The sequence below is a fragment of the Amycolatopsis nivea genome (assembly GCF_004522235.1).
Classification (GTDB): Bacteria; Actinomycetota; Actinomycetes; order Mycobacteriales; family Pseudonocardiaceae; genus Amycolatopsis; species Amycolatopsis nivea.
This window is the reverse complement of sequence record NZ_SDLT01000022.1, coordinates 97,736-114,110: the sequence shown is the minus strand read 5'-3', so window position 1 is coordinate 114,110 and position 16,375 is coordinate 97,736. Positions and strand designations below refer to the sequence as shown.

Genomic DNA, 16,375 nt, shown 5'->3' with positions numbered 1-16,375 from the left:
CGTCCGGCACTCCGCTACGACCCGGTTTTCGACGGTTCCTTCGTCAGCGCGTGGTTGAGCGCGGCCAGGAAGGCCAGCAGCCGAGGGCCGAAGCGACGCAGGTCGTCATCCTGTTCGACGCCGCCGTACCAGGAGAGGCCGGCTTGGCCGTCGGCGTCCGGGTCCAAGTCGGCGAACGCGCCGAGCCAGCGTTCGGTGTCGCCGAGCACCACCGCGTACGGCAGAGAACGGGAGAACACCATCTCGCGGTCCGCCGGGCGTTCGATGTCTTCCGCGCGCACCCGGTGCAGGTAGCGCAACAGCCCGCGGATCTGGCCGGCGACCGCGCGGCCGCGGGCGGTGCGGGACGGCAGCAGCGCGCGAGCCGCGGCGAGCCCCAGGCCGGCGAGCGCGACCGCGACGCCCAGCAGCGCGTGCCCGACGGTGAACGAAAGCACCGCCGTCGCGACCAAGCCGAGCACGAACAGCAGGATGCCGGGCAGCGCCAGCACCCCGCGCGAGGTGTCCGGACGACGTGAGAACCATTGGCTGGCAACGACGTCCCGGTACATGGAGTCCTGGATCGGCGCCGAGTCGAGTTCGTTCAGCCGGGACAGCAGGACGGTGTCGGTTCCTTCCGGCAGCAGCGTTTCGTAGACCACCCGCTCGAAATCGCGCAGGTGCTCGTCCGGCGGGTTCCGCCGGGAGATCTGCCAGTCCGGACCGGGAAGCTCGGCCAGCCACAGGTAATTCCGCACCGCCAGATCGACGACGGTGGCCGCGATGTCCACCGGGTCCACCGACTCGTCCATCACGGTGCCGATCTGCCCGGGAAGCACCCCGTCCGGAGAAGCGAACCAAGTTCGGCCGTTTTCCCGCAACAGAACTTCGATTGTGGTATCGCCGGTGCTGGTCGCGAGTTCGTCTTGCTTTCGGCGCCGCCATACGAATAGCGCGGCGGCAATCAGCAAAACGGCAACCGCGGCGAAGCCGATGACGGACGGTAAGGTGAGCGAGAATGCCGCTGCCAATGCGCTGGCCGGCACGAAATCGGCATTCGCCGGTGCGGTGCCCGGCGGCAGTCCGACTGACAGTTCCATCCGCGCGCCCGGCGGCAAATCGTTCTGCTGCAGCCGCAGCACGCCGGTGTGGTCGACCTCGGACAGCGTGCACGGCTGGTTCGCGCCGATCGAACAGGTCACCGGCGCCATCTGCCGGGCCGGGGCGAGGAAGGACGCCTTGATTTCCTTCACCGGCTGGTCGAAGCCGCCCGCGACGAGCGCGCGCACCTGCTGGCCGCCGCCCTGGTCGGCGAGGGCGCCGGCGAGGGTGTAGACGACGGTGGATTCGCCCGCGCCGAAGGTGAGCGTCAACTGGTCGTCGGCCTGCGCGACGGCGCCGCCGCCGGTGGCCTTCGCGTCCCGCACCGTGTAGCGGAGGTCCTGCCCGTCGTCGGCGGGCAGCCGCAACGGCAAGGTGGACACCAGCCGCTGTCCGCCGGGGACAGTCACCTTCTCGGTGACCTGGAAGCCGCCGTCGCGCAACAGTTTAAGTGCGATTTCCGCAGTCGCTTCGGGGGACGCTTGCGCATTCTCGGAATGCCGCCCGGTTCCGGAGAAGGCCGCCGCCGGACTCGCGCTGGATAGCACCGCCAATGCCGCGATCGCCGCCGCGGAAACCCATTTCCTCGCCACGGCAGCAGAGCCTAGAGCACACCGGCTAGGCTGGGTGCCCCGGCAGTGAAAAAAGCCGGATTACGCGAATCACGCAATCGCAGGGGGAACGATGACCTGGCCACCGCAAGGCGGTCCTTATCCGGTGCCGCCGGGAGCCGCCCCGCTCCCGCCGCCGCGGCCGCTGCCGCCCGGGATGCCGCCGGGCGCCGGGATGCCAGGCGGCGGAACGGCGGGACCGGGGATGCCGCCGGGACAGCAGTTTCCGGGCGGGCCGCCGGTTCCGCCGGCACCGCAGTTCCCTCCCGGACCGCCGTTTCCCGCTGCCGGACCGGCAGTTCCGTTGCCGCCGCCTGCCGCGCCGTTGCCGCCGCCGCAGGTCGCTCCGGCGCCGGGACCATTCGCCGCGTCCCCTGGCGTGCCCGCGCCGGCATTCGGTGCGGGCGCCCGGCTCGACGGCTATCGCGCCGAGCGACCGCCGAAGAAATCGCACACCGGGGTGATCGTGCTGGTCTCGGTGCTCGGCGCGATCGTGCTGGTCGTCGGGGGACTGGCAGCGCTCGGTGCGGCCGTGCACAAAGACAAGCGCGTCGACGCGGCGAGCACCCCGCCGCCGACGTATTCCCCGATCTCCAGGGAAACGTCGCCCACCCGGTACACCACCGAAAGCAGCACTTCGGCCACGACCGCCTCGACAACCAGGGAAACCCGCGGAACCACCAGCGACTCGGAACCGGCGTCCGAGGCCCCGCCGGCGCCCCGCGGCCCGCAACCGGTGAAGGAGACCGCGCGGAACCCGCTGTTCGCCAGCGCCGACGCCGGATTGCAGAACGTGGCGTGCACGCTCAGCCGCTGGGGTTCGGACCGGGCAGGCGCGGAACGGTTCTTCCAGTCCGGCATCCGCTGCCTGAACACGGTGTGGGCGCCGGTGCTCGGCGACGCGGGCCTTCCGTTCGAGGGCCCGAACCTGGTGGTCGCGCAGTCCGGCCAGATGCAAAGCCCGTGCACTTCGTCCGGCGACAATTTCGCCGCCTACTACTGCCCGACGAACGAGACCATCTACATGCCGATGGACAAGCTCCAGATCGAGCAGTACGGCGCGCATCCCGGCATCTACCTCGCGGTGCTGGCCCACGAATACGGGCACCACGTGCAGAACCTGTCCGGCGTCGAGGATGCGATGAGCGAACAGCGGTACGACGCGGGCGCCGACTCCGCCGCCGGGCTGGAGCTGTCCCGCCGTCTGGAACTGCAGGCGCAGTGCTTCTCCGGCATGTTCCTCGGTGCGTCGTCGAGCGCGGGCGGGTCGATCGACCGCAACATCTACAACGAGGCCTGGGACTCCGAGGACCGCGGGGACCACGGCGACGGTCCTCGCGACCACGGCACCGACGAGCACTCCATCGCCTGGTGGCGCCAGGGCGCGACGAAGAACCGCACCCAGCAGTGCGACACCTGGACGGCGAACTCCTCCGACGTGGCCTGACCCGCCACGACGAGCTGCAAGCGGCCTGAACGCCAAGAAGGGCCCCTCGAACGCGAGGGGCCCTTCTCAGCTCGTCAGGCGGTTACTGGCCGGCCTTGGCCGCCGCGTCCTCCGAAGCGGACAACGACGGAGAAGACCCCGGCAACGGCTTCTTCGCGGTCTCCTTCAGCTTCAGCAGCGTGATCACACCGACCACGCCGGCGATCATCAGGTAGTACCCGGGCCACTTGAGATCCCCGGTCGCCAGCACCAGCGCGCTCATCACCAGCGACACCGTCCCGGCGAACGCGGACACGAAGATGTTGAACGAGATCGACAGCCCGCCGTAGCGGACCTCGGTCGGGAACAACGCGGGCAGCGTCGACGGGCAGGTCGAGGAGAAGCAGATCAGCAGCAGTCCCATCAGGACCAGGCCGAGCAGCACCGAGATCAGCGACCCGCTCTTGAGCAGCAGCACCATCGGAAGGCCGAGCACGATCAGCCCGCCCGCGCCGACCCACAGGATCGGCTTGCGGCCGACCTTGTCGCTGAGCCTGCCGAGCAGCGGGATGAGCAGCACGCCCAGCCACAGCACGCCGATCTGCAGCCATTCCGCCGCGGTCGCCGAGATCGCCTGCCCGCCGTTCGCGGACATCGTGCGGTCGTCCTTCAGATAGGTCGGCATGTAGCTGGTGAGCATGTAGTTGGTGACGTTCCAGGTCACCACGAGCCCGCCGGCCAGCAGCATCGTCGGCCAGTACTTCGCGAAGATCGTGCGGACCACGTGCTTGGCTTCGGCGTCCTCGCGCTTGCCCGACTCGTCGAGCAGCTGCTGGAAGGCGGGCGTCTCCTCGAGCTTCGTCCGCAGGTAGACCCCGACGATGCCGAGCGGAAGCGCCACCATGAACGGGATCCGCCAGCCCCAGGTGTCCATGAAGGCCGGCGTCGAAACCAGCGGCAGCACCGACGAGACGGTCGCGCCCAGCGCGTACCCGATGAAGGTGCCGAACTCCAGGAAGCTGCCGAAGTAGCCGCGGCGGCGGTCCGGGCTGTACTCGGCGATGAACGTCATCGCGCCGGCGTACTCGCCGCCGGTGGAGAAGCCCTGCAGGACCCGCGCGCACACCAGCAGGATCGGCGCGGCCAGCCCGATCGAGGAGTACGACGGGATCAGTCCGATGAGGAACGTGCCGGTCGCCATCAGGATGACCGTCACCGCGAGCACCTTGGTCCGGCCGATCTTGTCGCCGAGCGGGCCGAAGAACAGGCCGCCGAGCGGACGCACCAGGAACGCCACCGCGAAGGTCGCGAACGTCGCGAGCTGGGCCAGCGCGGGATTGCCGGGCGGGAAGAACTGTGCCTCGATGGTCGTGGAGAGGTAGCCGTAGACCCCGAAATCGAACCACTCGGTGATGTTGCCGACCGCGGCCGCGCCGACCGCCCGGCGCATTGTCGCGTCGTCCGTGACGGTGGCGCCGCCCGACGGCCCCCTCCCGTCTGCTGCCTCTGTCACATCGCTCCCTTCGCGTTTTCGGGACTCACTGCGCAGAGCCCCCGACATCACCTACCGCGAGCGGTCCAAAGCCTAACGTGACACGTCTCACTCCCGCTCGGGGGTAGCGCAGGTAACGCAGACCGGGGAGCATGCGTTATAGCAGGTAGATACCTGTAAAACCCCATCAACTCGCACGCGTCGGCCAGCGGATCATCCGGATTCGCCGACGGCATTTGACGCGCGCAACCCGTGAGGAGGAGCCGCAATGACGGCAGTATTCGTGGCCATCGCAAGCTGTGCAACCGCGGGAGTCGCTGTAGCGGCCACCCTCGCGTCCTACGCGCAGCGCAAGTGGCGGGTCCGCGCCGTCGAGGCGTGACCCCTTAGGACTCGACGATCCCGACTGCCAGACCGAGGCCGACCAGGTCCTGCGGACGCAACCGCAGCTGGTCGGCCACGGCCGGCACGTCGGTCATCGGGCGTTTCAGGATCGCCGCCGCGGCTTCCGGGGAAGTGACCGAGAAGTAGGCGTCCGGGGCGATCCACGTCGCGCCTTCAGCGGCGAAAGCCAGCGCGCCACCGGAACCGCCCTCGCCGATCACCAGCGTCGTGACCGGCACGGCGGCGGTGGCGATCGCCTCGAACAGCTCCGCGATTGCTGGCCCGATCCCGCCTTCTTCCGCTTCCGCGTCGTTTGCCGCGCCGGGAGTGTCCACCAGAGTCAGCACCGGAATTCCTAGCCGGGACGCCAGCCGGACGAGTCGTGCCGCAGTGCGGAAGCCTGCCGGACGCGTCGCGGTGCCGCACTGTGCTGCGTACGCGATCGCGCGGCCGTCTCGCCAGCCGAAGCCACATTGGACGCCTTCGTCCACGTGACCGGCACGGTCGCCTTGTATGTTCTCTCGCCAGTCGAAGTACGCGTCGAGGTACTCGGGTGCGCGCGCTCGTGAAGAGGCGCGCGCCGCTCGTACAGCGTCCCAGCCGGTTTCGGGCAGCGCGGCGTTGCGAAGGGCTTTTGGCGGGGGAGCGGGCTCTGTCGACGGAGAAGCCAGCAGCCGTAGCCATCGCGCGAGTACGTCGCCCAGTTCCTCTGTCGCAACGAGACGGTCGACCTGGCCCCACTCAAGCTTCGCTTCGACGGTGTACGCCTCTGCGGGTGACGTCGCAGGCCGTACGCGGGAGCCAGCGAAGCCCACTTGGGCGTCTGGCAGTCCCAACACGACGTCCGAACCGGCACCGAGCGTCGCCCAGCCGCCGCCGGTGGACGGGTCGCGCAGAACGGAAATCTGCGGGACACCCGCCGGGCGCGCTTCCGCGGCGGCGCGGGCGATTCGCTGGAGCTGGGAAAGCGCGCGCATGCCGTGCTGCATCCGGCTGCCGCCCGTCGCGACCAGCGAAACCACGGGCAGTCCACGCTCTTTCGCGTGCGCGAAGGCGGCTTCGACGCGATCGCCGGTTTGCTGCCCGATCGAACCGCCGAGGAAGCCGAACTCCCAGGCGATCAGCACCGTGGGCACGTCGCCGACGCGGGCTTCCCCGACGACCACCGATTCGGTTTCGCCCGTGCGCGCGGCGGCTGCGGCCCGAGCTTCCGGATACCCCGGCCAGCCGAGCGGATCGTCCGCCGGAGTGTCCGCGACGGGCAGATCGGTGAACCCGGTGGAAAGACCGGCCAGCAGCTCGCGCGCGGTCGTCCTCATCCCAGCGCTCGCTTCATGACCTTGCCCATGTCGTTGCGCGGCAACGCATCCAGGTATCGCACGACGCGCGGACGCTTGTGCGGGGCGAGCAGCTTCGACACGTGGTCGGCGAGTTGCTCGACCGTCGGGCGTTCGCCGTCCGGCACGACCCACGCGACGATCCGCTCGCCGAGGTCGTCGTCCGGTTCGCCGGTCACCGCGACCTCGGCGACGTTCGGGTGTTCCAGCAGCGCGTTCTCGATCTCGCCCGCGCCGATCTTGTAGCCGCCGCTCTTGATCAGGTCGGTGGCTTTGCGTCCGACGATCCGGACGTAGCCGTCGGGGTCGAGGGTGGCCATGTCGCCGGTGCGGAACCAGCCGCCGTCGAGCGCGGCGGCGGTCGCGTCCGGGCGGTTGAGGTACTCGGTGAACAGATTCGGCCCGCGGACCTGGATCTCGCCGACCGCGTCGGGCTCCTCGACCGCGGCCCCGGTCTCGTCGACCAGCCGCAGGTCGACCCCGGCGAGCGGGACGCCGACCGAACCCGGCTTGCGCTCGCCGTCGGCGCGGACGCTGGTGTTCATCAGGGTTTCGGTCATGCCGTAGCGCTCCACGACCTGTTGTCCGGTCGCGGCGGTGATCCGCTGGTGGTCGTGGACCGGCAGCGCGGCCGAGCCGGAGACCAGCAGCCGCGCGGACTTGAGCGCGTCGGCGAGGGCTTCGTCGGTCGCGACCGCTTCGGCGATCCGGTGGTACATCGTCGGGACGCCGAACAGCATCGTCGCGCCGTTCGCTAGTTCCCCGGTGACGCCTTCGAGGGAGAACCGGCCGAGGTGGCGCACCGAGCCGCCGCGGCGCAGCGGACCGAGGATGCCGAGGATCAGGCCGTGGACGTGGAACAGCGGGAGGCCGTGGACGAGCACGTCGTCGGCCGTCCATTGCCAGGCGTCCTCGAGCGCGTCGAGCGTGGTCGCGATCGCGCGGCGGGGGAGTACGACGCCCTTGGGCGGACCGGTCGTGCCGGACGTGTAGACGATGAACGCGGGCGCTTCGGCGTCCGGCTCGCCGGCCGGCGGCTTCCCGTCGCCCTCCAGCGGAATGTCGCGCCGCGGCAGGTCGAGCGCGGCGGGCAGTTCGACGCCGGGCTCGGCGAGCACCAGCGCGGGCTCGCTGTCGGAGAGGATGTGGCCGAGTTCGCGTTCGCCGATCTTGGGGTTGAGCGGCACCACCGGAACCCCGGCGAGCAACGCGGCGACCACCGCGACGCTGGTGTGCAGCGTCGGCGTCGCCCACACCGCGACCCGGCGGTCCCGCGGCAGCTCGGCGGCCAGCGCCCCGGCGACCGCGCCGAGTTCGGCGTAGGTGAGTTTTCGGTCGCCGAAGCGCAGCGCTTCCTTGCCGGATCCGGCGGCGACTGCGGGAAACAGCGGATCGGGCACTTTCGCGGACCTCCTGCGTCACCGGCACCTGGAACCGCACCGTACCGCCTTGTGGCGCTCGCCACCTGCGACGCGATTCACAGATCCTGATTGTCAGGGGTACCCAGGTTCAGGCGAGATTATCGAGCAGCGCGCGCACCCGCTCGACCATCGTTTCGTACCGGGCCGGTGCGACGTTCACGTACCGCTCGCCGCCGTCGGTTTCGGAGAACGAGAACAGGTAGCGCCCGTGCTCGGTGTCGTAATACGTGCAGATGTCGCGCCCGCTGATCCGCCGCCCGCCGAGCCCGTCGCGAACCGCCGCGGTGATCTGCCCGCCGCCTGCCCTCGGCAACGCGGCGACGTCGAGCAGATGCCGGACGTCCTGCCGCGCCGGGCCGCCGTCAATCGCCAGGTTCAACGCCGATTCCGGCACCGACACCGCCTGCCCCTGCGCGGGCTGGACGCGCGGCAACTCTCGGATCAAATCCTCGGCCAGCGCCTCGGCTCGCGCCGGCCGCAACACGACCGTGCTGGTGGACGGCATGTGGCAGGCGAGCACCGCGTCCTTGTTCGAGGCCGCGACGACCAGCCGATACCGCCGGTCCCGCCCGCTCTCGACGGTCGCCGACAGTTCGCTGGCCCCACGGCACAACACGGTCATGGTCCGGACGAACGTCTCGTCCAGACCGCCGCGCCCCCACACGCCTTGGTCGGCCATCGCGCTTGCTGCGGCTTCGCGGTACGCGCGCATCTCCTCGGGGTCGCGCCAAAGCGGATCGGGCGCGAGCGCCGCCGGGAGCGAAACCCCAGCCAGTTCCGCCGCGAGGGGCAGGCAGTCGGCAGGGAGCACCACCTCGCGGGCGAGCACGAGCATCGTCAGAGCCCGATCACCGGCGGAACCGCCTTCGGAAGGTCCCCGATGAGGGCGGCGTCCGGGTCCTGCTCGACCAGGTAGTCAGCGGTCTCGTGGACGAGGTCTTCTTCCCCTTCGCCCTTCTGACCGCGGCCCATCGCACCCGCGCCCATACCGGGTGCCCCCGCGCGCCCGTTGGCTCCCGCCGCTGCTCCGCCTCGCCCGGCGGCTTCCGCGCTGCCGAACGGTCCTGTGCCGGTTCCCGCTCCTCGGCCGACGCTGTTGCCGTTGCCCGTGTTGCCTGTGTTCCCGAGGCTGCCCGCGTTGCCGCCGCCGGTCCCGGGGAGCCCCGGCGTGAACAGACCGCTGCTGCCCCCGCCGGTGGTGTTGGGGTTGCTGCTGTTGACCGACCAGGAGTTGGGATTGCCGGTGCTGGTGGGGTTGTTGACGCTCGTCAGGTCCGGCGGAACGTAACTGGACGTCCGGGTGTCGTCCGGCAGGTTGTTGTGCGGAGGAACGTATTTGCCCGGCGTCTCCGGCGGGTTGGTGTGCGGCGGAGGCCCCGGATCCCACCGATGGGTCTCCGAAGGAGGCAAGGTCCCCGGCGGCCCAGTGCGATCGTTGGTGTGGTCGCGGTGGCTGGTGCCGCTGTCGGTGCCGCCCGTGCTGCCGGTGGTTTCGCCGACGTAGCCGCCCTCGGTGTAGGTCCCAGCGGTGCCGCCGGGGCCACCCGGGGTGTAGTGCGTCGGCAGATGCGCGGTGCCGGTGCCGCCGGGCTGGGTGATGGTGAAATCACCGCCTGCGGAGGGGAGGGCCAGCTCGCCGTATTGCGACGGGTCCGCCCATCGAGCGGAGTTCTCGGTCGATTCCCCGTGATAGGACTCGTAACTGCTGACGACTTCTTGCGCTTTCTTGTTCCACGCGTCGATTTCGTCGGCACGGTTGGAGAGGAAGGACAACGGAGTGTCGCTGACCCAGTCGTCCGACGGTTTGTCCCCGAGATCGCCGACCGACGCGATTTTGTCGCGCAGCCCCTCGAAGGAACCGCCCTGGCCGGAGTAGAGCGCCTCCGCCTGCGCGAGGTGCTGGCCACTGGTCTGGGAAGCCTGGACCAGCGGCCCGGCCCCGACGTAGGCCCGCCCGGCGGCGTCGCCCTTCCAGTACTCGTCCATCGCGCTCTGGAGCTGCCGCATTTCGTTGGCGATGTCCTCGTGCTGAGCGGAGAGCGCCGCCGACTGGTCGGAACCGTGGAACATGCCACCGGAACCCTTGCCGGATTTGACCAGGCGAACGATTTCCTGCGGGGAGAGGTTGCCCATCAAGCACCTGCCTTGAGAGTGGTGACGGCAGCGGCGGCGGTTTTCGCAGCCAATGCGCACGGGTCGGCATAGCCGGGGAACGATTTGTCGAGCAGCACGGACGCGGTGAAGGTCTCGTCGTCCTTGATCCCGACGGCGATTTGGCAGCCGCCGCGTTTCCGGTCGTCGGTGGTGCCCGCGAAGACGGCGGGGTAGCCGTTGACGTCGGGGGCGGCTTCGAAGTAGCCGGAGTCGCTGTCGGCGTTGGTGTAGGCGCCTGCCAGCCCGCCTTGTCCGGGGAGCAGCCCGAGGCCGACGCTGTTGTCCCTGTCGTCGTACCAGCTGCACAGCGGTGCGACGAGGCCTTTGCCCTGCCGGTGGCGAACGGCGTTGATGACCTCGGTCGCCTGGGCCTGGCTGAGCAGGGCGCAGGGGTTCTGCTCGTACTTGGTGGCGTCGAGGGGGTTGCTCACTTTAGGCACGCTGCGCGTGGTGCTCGTCGGTGTGGAAGACGACTCGGGTGTCGCCGGAACCGGAGTGCCTGGAGTCGAGGAGCAGGCAGTGACGGCGAGCAAAACGAGACTCCCTGCCGCAGCGAAGGTGACCGGTTTTGCCGACTCGGGCCCAGTGACGATGCGGCTCGTCATCACGTACCGGCCTTGATCGTCGTGATGGCGGCCGCGGCCGTTTTGACTGCCAGAGAGCACGGATCCTGATAGAGCGGCGATTGCGGCTGGAGCAGGATCGAACTGGTGAAGGTTTCGTCGTCTTTGATCCCGACGATGGCCTGGCAGCCGCCGCTTTTCCGGCTGTCGGTCGTTCCGGAAAGAACCGCCGGATAGCCATCGATCTCGGGGATCGCTTCGAAGTAGCCAGACTGGCTGTCCTGGTGCTGGTAAGCGCTGGCCAAGCCGCCCTGGTGCGGGAGGAGCCCGAGTCCGATCCGGTTGCCGTCGGCGTCAATCCAGCTGCAGATGGGCGCGACGGCGCCTGCGGCCTGGCGGTTGCGGACGGAGTTGATGAGCTGGGTCGCCTGGGCTTGGCTGAGCAGGGCGCAGGGGTTCTGCTCGTACTTGGCGGCGTCGAGCGGGTTGCTCACCTTGGGCACGCTGCGCGACGTGCTCGTCGGTGCGGAAGATGGCCGCGACGTTGCCTGGGTCGGTGTTCCGGAAACGGACGAACAAGCCGTCATGGCGAGCAACAGCAGACTGCCGGTCGTAGCGAGCGCGACGGGCTTCGCGGGTTCTGCTGCTCTGGGCCGGATGATGTCCAGCACGGCACGGGCTGGCATCACGTACCTGCCTTGATCGTCGTAACAGCAGCAGCGGCCGTTTTCACCGCGAGCGAGCACGGGTCGTTGTAGAGAGGCGACGTCGTTCGAAGGCGCACGGATGCGGTGAAGAGTTCGTCGTCCTTGATTCCGACGGCGATTTGGCAGCCGCCGCGTTTCCGGTCGTCGGTGGTGCCTGCGAAGACGGCGGGGTAGCCGTTGACGTCGGGTGCGGCTTCGAAGTAGCCGGATTCGCTGTCGGCGTTGGTGTAGGCGCCTGCGAGACCGCCCTGCCCGGGAAGGAGCCCGAGGCCGACGCTGTTGTTGTCAGCGTCGTACCAGGTGCAGATGGGCGCGACGAGGCCCTTGCCCTGGCGATTGCGGACGGAGCTGATGACCTCGGTCGCCTGGGCTTGGCTGAGCAGGGCGCAGGGGTTCTGCTCGTACTTGGCGGCGTCGAGCGGGTTGCTCACCTTGGGCACGCTGCGCGACGTGCTCGTCGGTGCCGAGGACGACGACTCAGGTGTCGCCGGAACCGGTGTGCCCGGGGTCGAGGAGCAGGCAGTGACGGCGAGCAGAACGAGGCCGCTGGTCGCGGCGAGAGCGATGCGCTTCACCCGGTTCATCCTTGCTTGCGCAGGCTGCTCGTGTTGGCGTGGTCTTGTTTCTCGTACTTGGCGATGGCGTCTTGCAGCTTGTCCGCGTACCCCTGTGCGTAGGCCTGTTGCTGCTGAAGGCTGGCCAAGTATGCGTCGGCATGGCCGTCAGCCGCCTTCTTTTGCAGCGTGCTGGCCGGGTCTTCGGCTGGCGGGGGAACGACCTTCAGCTGGTCACCGGTTCGGATCATGTCGTTGAGCTTGTCCGCGATCCCCTGCCACTTGGGCTGCAGCTTCCGCATCGCGTCGACGTCCATGTTGAACCCGCCGCCCGCCGCGGCGGCGTTTACCTTCGCGTCCTCTGCCGCGCGCTGCTGGTAGACGCGTACGCCGTTGGAGTTCATCGCTTCGCCGAACTGCTTGTCCTGGCGGTCGCGTTTGGCCTGCTCTTCCGGGTCGACGTACCCCGCGCGACCGTCCACCGGCTGGCTGTTGCTGGACGACTGCCCATTGCCCACGACGACGCTCCCCCTCGCTCCCGGCGGCACTGTCTGCGACTGCCGATGCTCTGACTGAGCTTAATCGGTCGAGGTTCCCCGTGTGGACAAAATCCCCCAAGCCGGGCAGGCGTCAGGAACCTGTTCGGAGGGTGGCGACGACCGCCGTAGCTGCTTTGAGTGCGACTGCGCAGGGGTCGGCGTAGGAGGGAGACCGCGGGAAGAGGATGACTGAGCTGGTGAACGTCTCGTCGGAGCGGACGCCGACCGCGACTTGGCAACCGCCGTCTGAACGGTTGTCCAGGACGTTGGTGTAGACAGCCGGGTAGCCGTCGATGGAGGGGGCCGGTTCGAAGTAGCCGGTGCTGCTCCGGTTTCCGTAGACGGTGGCGAGGCCGCCCTGCCCGGGGACCAGGCCTATGGCCAGTGAGCTGTTTTCGCGGTCGTTCCAGCTGCAGACCGGGGCTACATTGCCGGTGATCTTGCGGTTGCGGACCGCGCCGAAGACCTCCGCTGCCTGCGGGAGCAGGGCGCACGGGTCCTGTTCGTATTTCCGCACGTTGAGCGGATGGGGCACCTGCGGCACCTCGGGCGGCGCGGACGACTCCGTGAGAGGGGCCGGAGCGGCCGAACAACCGGCCAGAACCAGCACGCCGCCGAGCAAGGCCGCGATAGACAGCTTGGTCACGGAACGTATCCTCCCGCACCCCCAAACCCGCCCCCTTGTCCCCTTCGGACCCGAGCTATCCTGGGAAATCGTGCTGGTATTGGCGATCGACACGGCTACTCCGGCGGTAACGGCGGGCATCGTTGCCGTCGACGAGGCTGAGCTTGTCACCCGGGCGGACCGCGTCACGGTGGATCCTCGGGCGCACGGCGAGCTGATCGCCCCGCATGCGCTGGCGGCCGCGGAGGAGGCTGGCGTCACGCTCCGCGAACTGGACGCGATCGTGTGCGGCGTCGGGCCTGGTCCGTTCACCGGGTTGCGGGCTGGCATGGCCACGGCGGCTGCGTATGCGCACGCGCTCGGCATCCCGGCGTACCCGGTGTGCAGTCTCGACGCGATCGCGTCTGACGTCGTACGCACGGAGAAGCCGTTTCTCGTCTTCACGGACGCACGGCGTCGCGAGGTCTACTGGGCTGCGTACGACGCTTCGGGCGCGCGCACCGACGGTCCGCACGTACAGCGGCCCGCGGACATTGAGACTGACATTCGCGTAGCGGCGGGCGATGGTGCGTTGCAGTACGCGGCATCGGTGGGCGTGGTGCCGATCGAGCCGCGGTTTCCGTCGCCGGCTGGGTTGGTGCGCGTGGCGCGTACGGCGCTTCTCGAGCGCGCGGAGCCGGAGCCGTTGACGCCGCTGTACCTGCGTCGTCCGGACGCTGTCGAGCCCGCGGCGCGCAAGAGGGTGACTGCGCTGTGAAGCTCGACCAGCTGCGCCGCGCTGACGTCGGGAAGTGCGCGGAGATCGAGAAGATCCTCTTTCCCGGCGACGATCCGTGGAGTGCGCGCGCCTTCCACTCCGAGCTTGACCAGGGGCATTACTACCTCGCAGCGCGGTCGGACGACGGGGAGACGCTGCTTGGGTACGCGGGGCTCGCGGTGGTCGGGCGGCGCGGTGACTACGAAGCGAGCGTCCACACGATCGGCGTGGTGCCGGAGGCGCAAGGGCAGGGCATCGGCAAGGCGCTCCTTCGCGCGTTGCTGACGCGCGCGGACGAGCTGCGCGCGGCGGTCTTCCTCGAGGTGCGCACGGACAACGACCCCGCCGTGAACCTGTATGAGGCGCACGGCTTCCAAAAACTTGGCATCCGGCGGCGCTACTACCAGCCCTCCGGTGCGGACGCGTTCACCATGGCCCGCCCCGCGCAGGCCCCGGCACGAGACGAGGTGGCCGGCTGATGGCGCGCGTCATCATGGGTATCGAAAGCTCCTGCGACGAGACCGGGGTCGGCCTCGTCCGGCTGCACGACGACGGCACGGTGGAGCTGCTCGCCGACGAGGTCGCGTCCAGTGTGGACCAGCACGCTCGCTTCGGCGGGGTCGTGCCGGAGGTCGCCAGTCGTGCGCATCTCGAAGCGATGGTGCCGACGGCGGAGCGTGCGTTCGCCACCGCCGGGCTGAAACTGTCCGATGTGGACGCGATCGCGGTGACGGCCGGGCCCGGTCTCGCTGGCGCGTTGCTGGTGGGCGTTTCGGCGGCCAAGGCGTATGCGACCGCGTTGGATGTGCCGCTGTACGGCGTGAATCACCTTGCCGGGCACATCGCGGTGGACACGTTGCAGCACGGCCCGTTGCCGACGCCGGTGTTGGCGTTGCTCGTTTCCGGCGGCCACACGCAACTGTTGCGAGTGGACGACATCGCGTCGAGCATCACCGAACTCGGGTCCACTGTGGACGACGCGGCGGGCGAGGCGTACGACAAGGTCGCGCGGGTGCTGGAGCTGCCGTACCCGGGCGGGCCGCCGATCGACAAGGCGGCCAAGCAGGGCAACCCGAAGGCGATCGCGTTCCCGCGCGGGATGACCGGTCCACGCGACGCGAAGTTCGACTTTTCCTTCTCCGGCTTGAAAACGGCGGTGGCGCGCTGGGTGGAGAACGCCGAGCGCGCTGGCGATCAAGTGCCGGTGAACGATGTCGCGGCGTCCTTTCAGGAAGCGGTCGCGGACGTGCTCACCGCGAAGGCGATCCGTGCCGCGCGTGAACAAAACATCGGCACGTTGGTGATTTCCGGTGGCGTGGCAGCGAATTCGCGGCTTTCCGAGCTGGCCGCGGAGCGATGTGCGGAGGCTGGCATTGAGCTGCGCGTGCCGCGGCCGCGCTTGTGCACGGACAACGGCGCGATGATCGCGGCGTTGGGTGCGCACGTGGTGGCGGCTGGTCGATCCGTGGCACCGCTGGACTTTTCGGCGAACCCGGGCCTGCCGGTCAATGTTGTGTCCCTTTAGGACTCACCAGGGCAGCGGCATCCAGGGACACTCCCAGCAGCGCCTCGATCGCCGACGCTGACCGTGCGGCCGCGGAGCCGTTTCCGTACGGATTCGCTGATGCGGCAGCACTGATCTCCCCGCGGAGAATGCGCGCAGCGGTGTCGGTGATCAGTTCGGTGTCGGTGCCGACCAGCCAAGCGCAACCGGCTTCGACGGCCTCCGGGCGTTCCGTAGTGTCACGCAACACCAGCACCGGCGTACCGAACGTCGGCGCTTCTTCTTGAATACCACCGGAATCCGTCAGCACGAGCGATGCCAACCGCAGCGCGCGCACGAGATCCGGGTACTCCAACGGCTCGGTGACGGTCACCCGCGCGACCTCGCCCAGCACCTCCTCGACCTGTTCCCGCACAGCCGGATTCGGATGCACCGGGAACAGCACCTGCACGCGCGGATGGGCATCGACGATCTGGCGCACGGCAGTCAGCGTGCGCGTCAACGGTTCGCCCCATGACTCGCGGCGGTGCGACGTCACCAGCACCAGTTGCTCGCCCGCTTCGGCGATTCCCATCTCCAACAAGGCAAGCGCCGGATCGCGGGCGGGCAAATCGCGCGCGGCCACCGCGAGCACCGCGTCGACGACAGTGTTGCCAGTACGCGTGATCCGCTCCGAAGGCACGCCCTCCGCCCGCAGCGCCGCGCCCGCGGCCGCCGTCGGGACCAGGTGCAGCGCGGCGATCCGCGAGATCATCTGCCGCGTTCCCTCCTCGGGGAACGGCGACGCCAGGTCGTGCGTACGCAGCCCGGCTTCGAGGTGCACCACCGGAATGCCGAGCCAGAACGCGGCGAGCGCGCCGGCCAGTCCGGTGGTGGTGTCGCCTTGCACGACGACCGCCGACGGCTGGTACCGGCGCAGCGCGGCGTCGAGCGCGGGCAGCAGGCCGGACACCAGTTCCGCCTGCGTGCCGGACACCCGCGGCGGCACGTCGAGCCACGCGTCGATCCCGACCTCGAACGGGGCCAGCGCCTGTTCGACCATGCCCTGGTGCTGACCGCTGTGCACGACCAGCGGCCGCAGCCCGGGCCGGGCGTCCAGAGCCAGCGCGAGCGGCGCGAGCTTCACCGCCTCCGGGCGCGTCCCGGCCAGCAGCATCACGTCCAACGTTTTCACCCTTTCGAGTGTCCCGGAAAACCGGGCTGCCGGCGGGATCACGCCGG

At 69.4% G+C, this 16,375-nt stretch carries 17 protein-coding genes; 5 read left to right on the top strand and 12 right to left on the bottom strand.

Annotated features, from left to right (window positions below; genetic code table 11):
• Positions 1–14 precede the first annotated feature (14 nt).
• A complete protein-coding gene (locus EIZ44_RS24920) occupies positions 15–1,673 on the bottom strand; it encodes a DUF2207 family protein (RefSeq protein WP_134731498.1) in 1,659 nt (552 codons plus the stop codon).
• Positions 1,674–1,764: 91 nt separating this feature from the next.
• On the opposite strand from EIZ44_RS24920, the gene EIZ44_RS24915 reads away from it, so the two are divergent.
• Positions 1,765–3,138 carry a neutral zinc metallopeptidase gene (locus EIZ44_RS24915; RefSeq protein ID WP_276323748.1) on the top strand — a complete coding sequence of 458 codons (1,374 nt, stop codon included), beginning with the start codon at positions 1,765–1,767 and terminating at the stop codon, positions 3,136–3,138.
• 82 nt (positions 3,139–3,220) lie between these two features.
• Here EIZ44_RS24915 and EIZ44_RS24910 read toward each other — a convergent pair whose 3' ends face one another.
• The 7 genes from EIZ44_RS24910 to EIZ44_RS24880 form a co-directional block, all read right to left on the bottom strand.
• Positions 3,221–4,630 (bottom strand): MFS transporter, encoded by a 1,410-nt coding sequence (locus tag EIZ44_RS24910; protein WP_134731496.1) that lies wholly within the window; start codon positions 4,628–4,630, stop codon positions 3,221–3,223.
• A gap of 365 nt (positions 4,631–4,995) precedes the next feature.
• Entirely contained in the window at positions 4,996–6,312 is a 1,317-nt protein-coding gene (locus EIZ44_RS24905; protein WP_134731495.1) for a carboxyl transferase domain-containing protein, read from the bottom strand.
• A complete protein-coding gene (locus EIZ44_RS24900) occupies positions 6,309–7,730 on the bottom strand; it encodes an acyl-CoA synthetase (RefSeq protein ID WP_134731493.1) in 1,422 nt (473 codons plus the stop codon). Before EIZ44_RS24900 ends, EIZ44_RS24905 begins: the two co-directional genes overlap by 4 nt.
• 109 nt (positions 7,731–7,839) lie before the next feature.
• Complete coding sequence (locus EIZ44_RS24895; protein ID WP_134731491.1) at positions 7,840–8,586, bottom strand: ESX secretion-associated protein EspG; 747 nt, start codon at positions 8,584–8,586, stop codon at positions 7,840–7,842.
• A 2-nt stretch (positions 8,587–8,588) separates the two neighbouring features.
• A complete protein-coding gene (locus tag EIZ44_RS24890) occupies positions 8,589–9,884 on the bottom strand; it encodes a hypothetical protein (protein ID WP_205673289.1) in 1,296 nt (431 codons plus the stop codon).
• Entirely contained in the window at positions 9,884–10,510 is a 627-nt protein-coding gene (locus EIZ44_RS24885; RefSeq protein ID WP_134731487.1) for a DUF3558 domain-containing protein, read from the bottom strand. Before EIZ44_RS24885 ends, EIZ44_RS24890 begins: the two co-directional genes overlap by 1 nt.
• Complete coding sequence (locus EIZ44_RS24880; protein WP_240691403.1) at positions 10,510–11,055, bottom strand: DUF3558 domain-containing protein; 546 nt, start codon at positions 11,053–11,055, stop codon at positions 10,510–10,512. The genes EIZ44_RS24885 and EIZ44_RS24880 overlap by 1 nt, the downstream gene beginning before the upstream one ends.
• Between EIZ44_RS24880 and EIZ44_RS45630 the strand changes: the two genes are divergently transcribed.
• Entirely contained in the window at positions 10,964–11,170 is a 207-nt protein-coding gene (locus EIZ44_RS45630) for a hypothetical protein (RefSeq protein ID WP_240691405.1), read from the top strand. The genes EIZ44_RS24880 and EIZ44_RS45630 overlap by 92 nt on opposite strands.
• On the opposite strand, the gene EIZ44_RS24875 is transcribed toward EIZ44_RS45630, so the two are convergent.
• The 3 genes from EIZ44_RS24875 to EIZ44_RS24865 all read right to left on the bottom strand — a co-directional run bounded on the left by EIZ44_RS24875 (position 11,154) and on the right by EIZ44_RS24865 (position 12,914).
• Positions 11,154–11,759: a DUF3558 domain-containing protein gene (locus EIZ44_RS24875; RefSeq protein ID WP_134731483.1), complete on the bottom strand. Its 606-nt coding sequence runs from the start codon at positions 11,757–11,759 to the stop codon at positions 11,154–11,156. The genes EIZ44_RS45630 and EIZ44_RS24875 overlap by 17 nt on opposite strands.
• Complete coding sequence (locus EIZ44_RS24870; RefSeq protein ID WP_037816225.1) at positions 11,756–12,247, bottom strand: PE domain-containing protein; 492 nt, start codon at positions 12,245–12,247, stop codon at positions 11,756–11,758. Before EIZ44_RS24870 ends, EIZ44_RS24875 begins: the two co-directional genes overlap by 4 nt.
• 112 nt (positions 12,248–12,359) lie before the next feature.
• Positions 12,360–12,914: a DUF3558 domain-containing protein gene (locus EIZ44_RS24865; RefSeq protein WP_240691401.1), complete on the bottom strand. Its 555-nt coding sequence runs from the start codon at positions 12,912–12,914 to the stop codon at positions 12,360–12,362.
• Between the two features lie 70 nt (positions 12,915–12,984).
• On the opposite strand from EIZ44_RS24865, the gene tsaB reads away from it, so the two are divergent.
• Genes tsaB through tsaD form a run of 3 tightly spaced genes read left to right on the top strand, consistent with a single transcriptional unit; the run spans position 12,985 to position 15,175 of the window.
• Positions 12,985–13,650 (top strand): tRNA (adenosine(37)-N6)-threonylcarbamoyltransferase complex dimerization subunit type 1 TsaB, encoded by a 666-nt coding sequence (gene tsaB / locus EIZ44_RS24860; RefSeq protein ID WP_134731479.1) that lies wholly within the window; start codon positions 12,985–12,987, stop codon positions 13,648–13,650.
• Positions 13,647–14,129: a ribosomal protein S18-alanine N-acetyltransferase gene (rimI, locus tag EIZ44_RS24855; RefSeq protein ID WP_134731477.1), complete on the top strand. Its 483-nt coding sequence runs from the start codon at positions 13,647–13,649 to the stop codon at positions 14,127–14,129. The genes tsaB and rimI overlap by 4 nt, the downstream gene beginning before the upstream one ends.
• Complete coding sequence (gene tsaD / locus EIZ44_RS24850) at positions 14,129–15,175, top strand: tRNA (adenosine(37)-N6)-threonylcarbamoyltransferase complex transferase subunit TsaD (protein WP_043835247.1); 1,047 nt, start codon at positions 14,129–14,131, stop codon at positions 15,173–15,175. The genes rimI and tsaD overlap by 1 nt, the downstream gene beginning before the upstream one ends.
• Here tsaD and wecB read toward each other — a convergent pair.
• Positions 15,156–16,319: a non-hydrolyzing UDP-N-acetylglucosamine 2-epimerase gene (wecB, locus tag EIZ44_RS24845; protein ID WP_134731531.1), complete on the bottom strand. Its 1,164-nt coding sequence runs from the start codon at positions 16,317–16,319 to the stop codon at positions 15,156–15,158. The genes tsaD and wecB overlap by 20 nt on opposite strands.
• Positions 16,320–16,375: the final 56 nt, after the last annotated feature.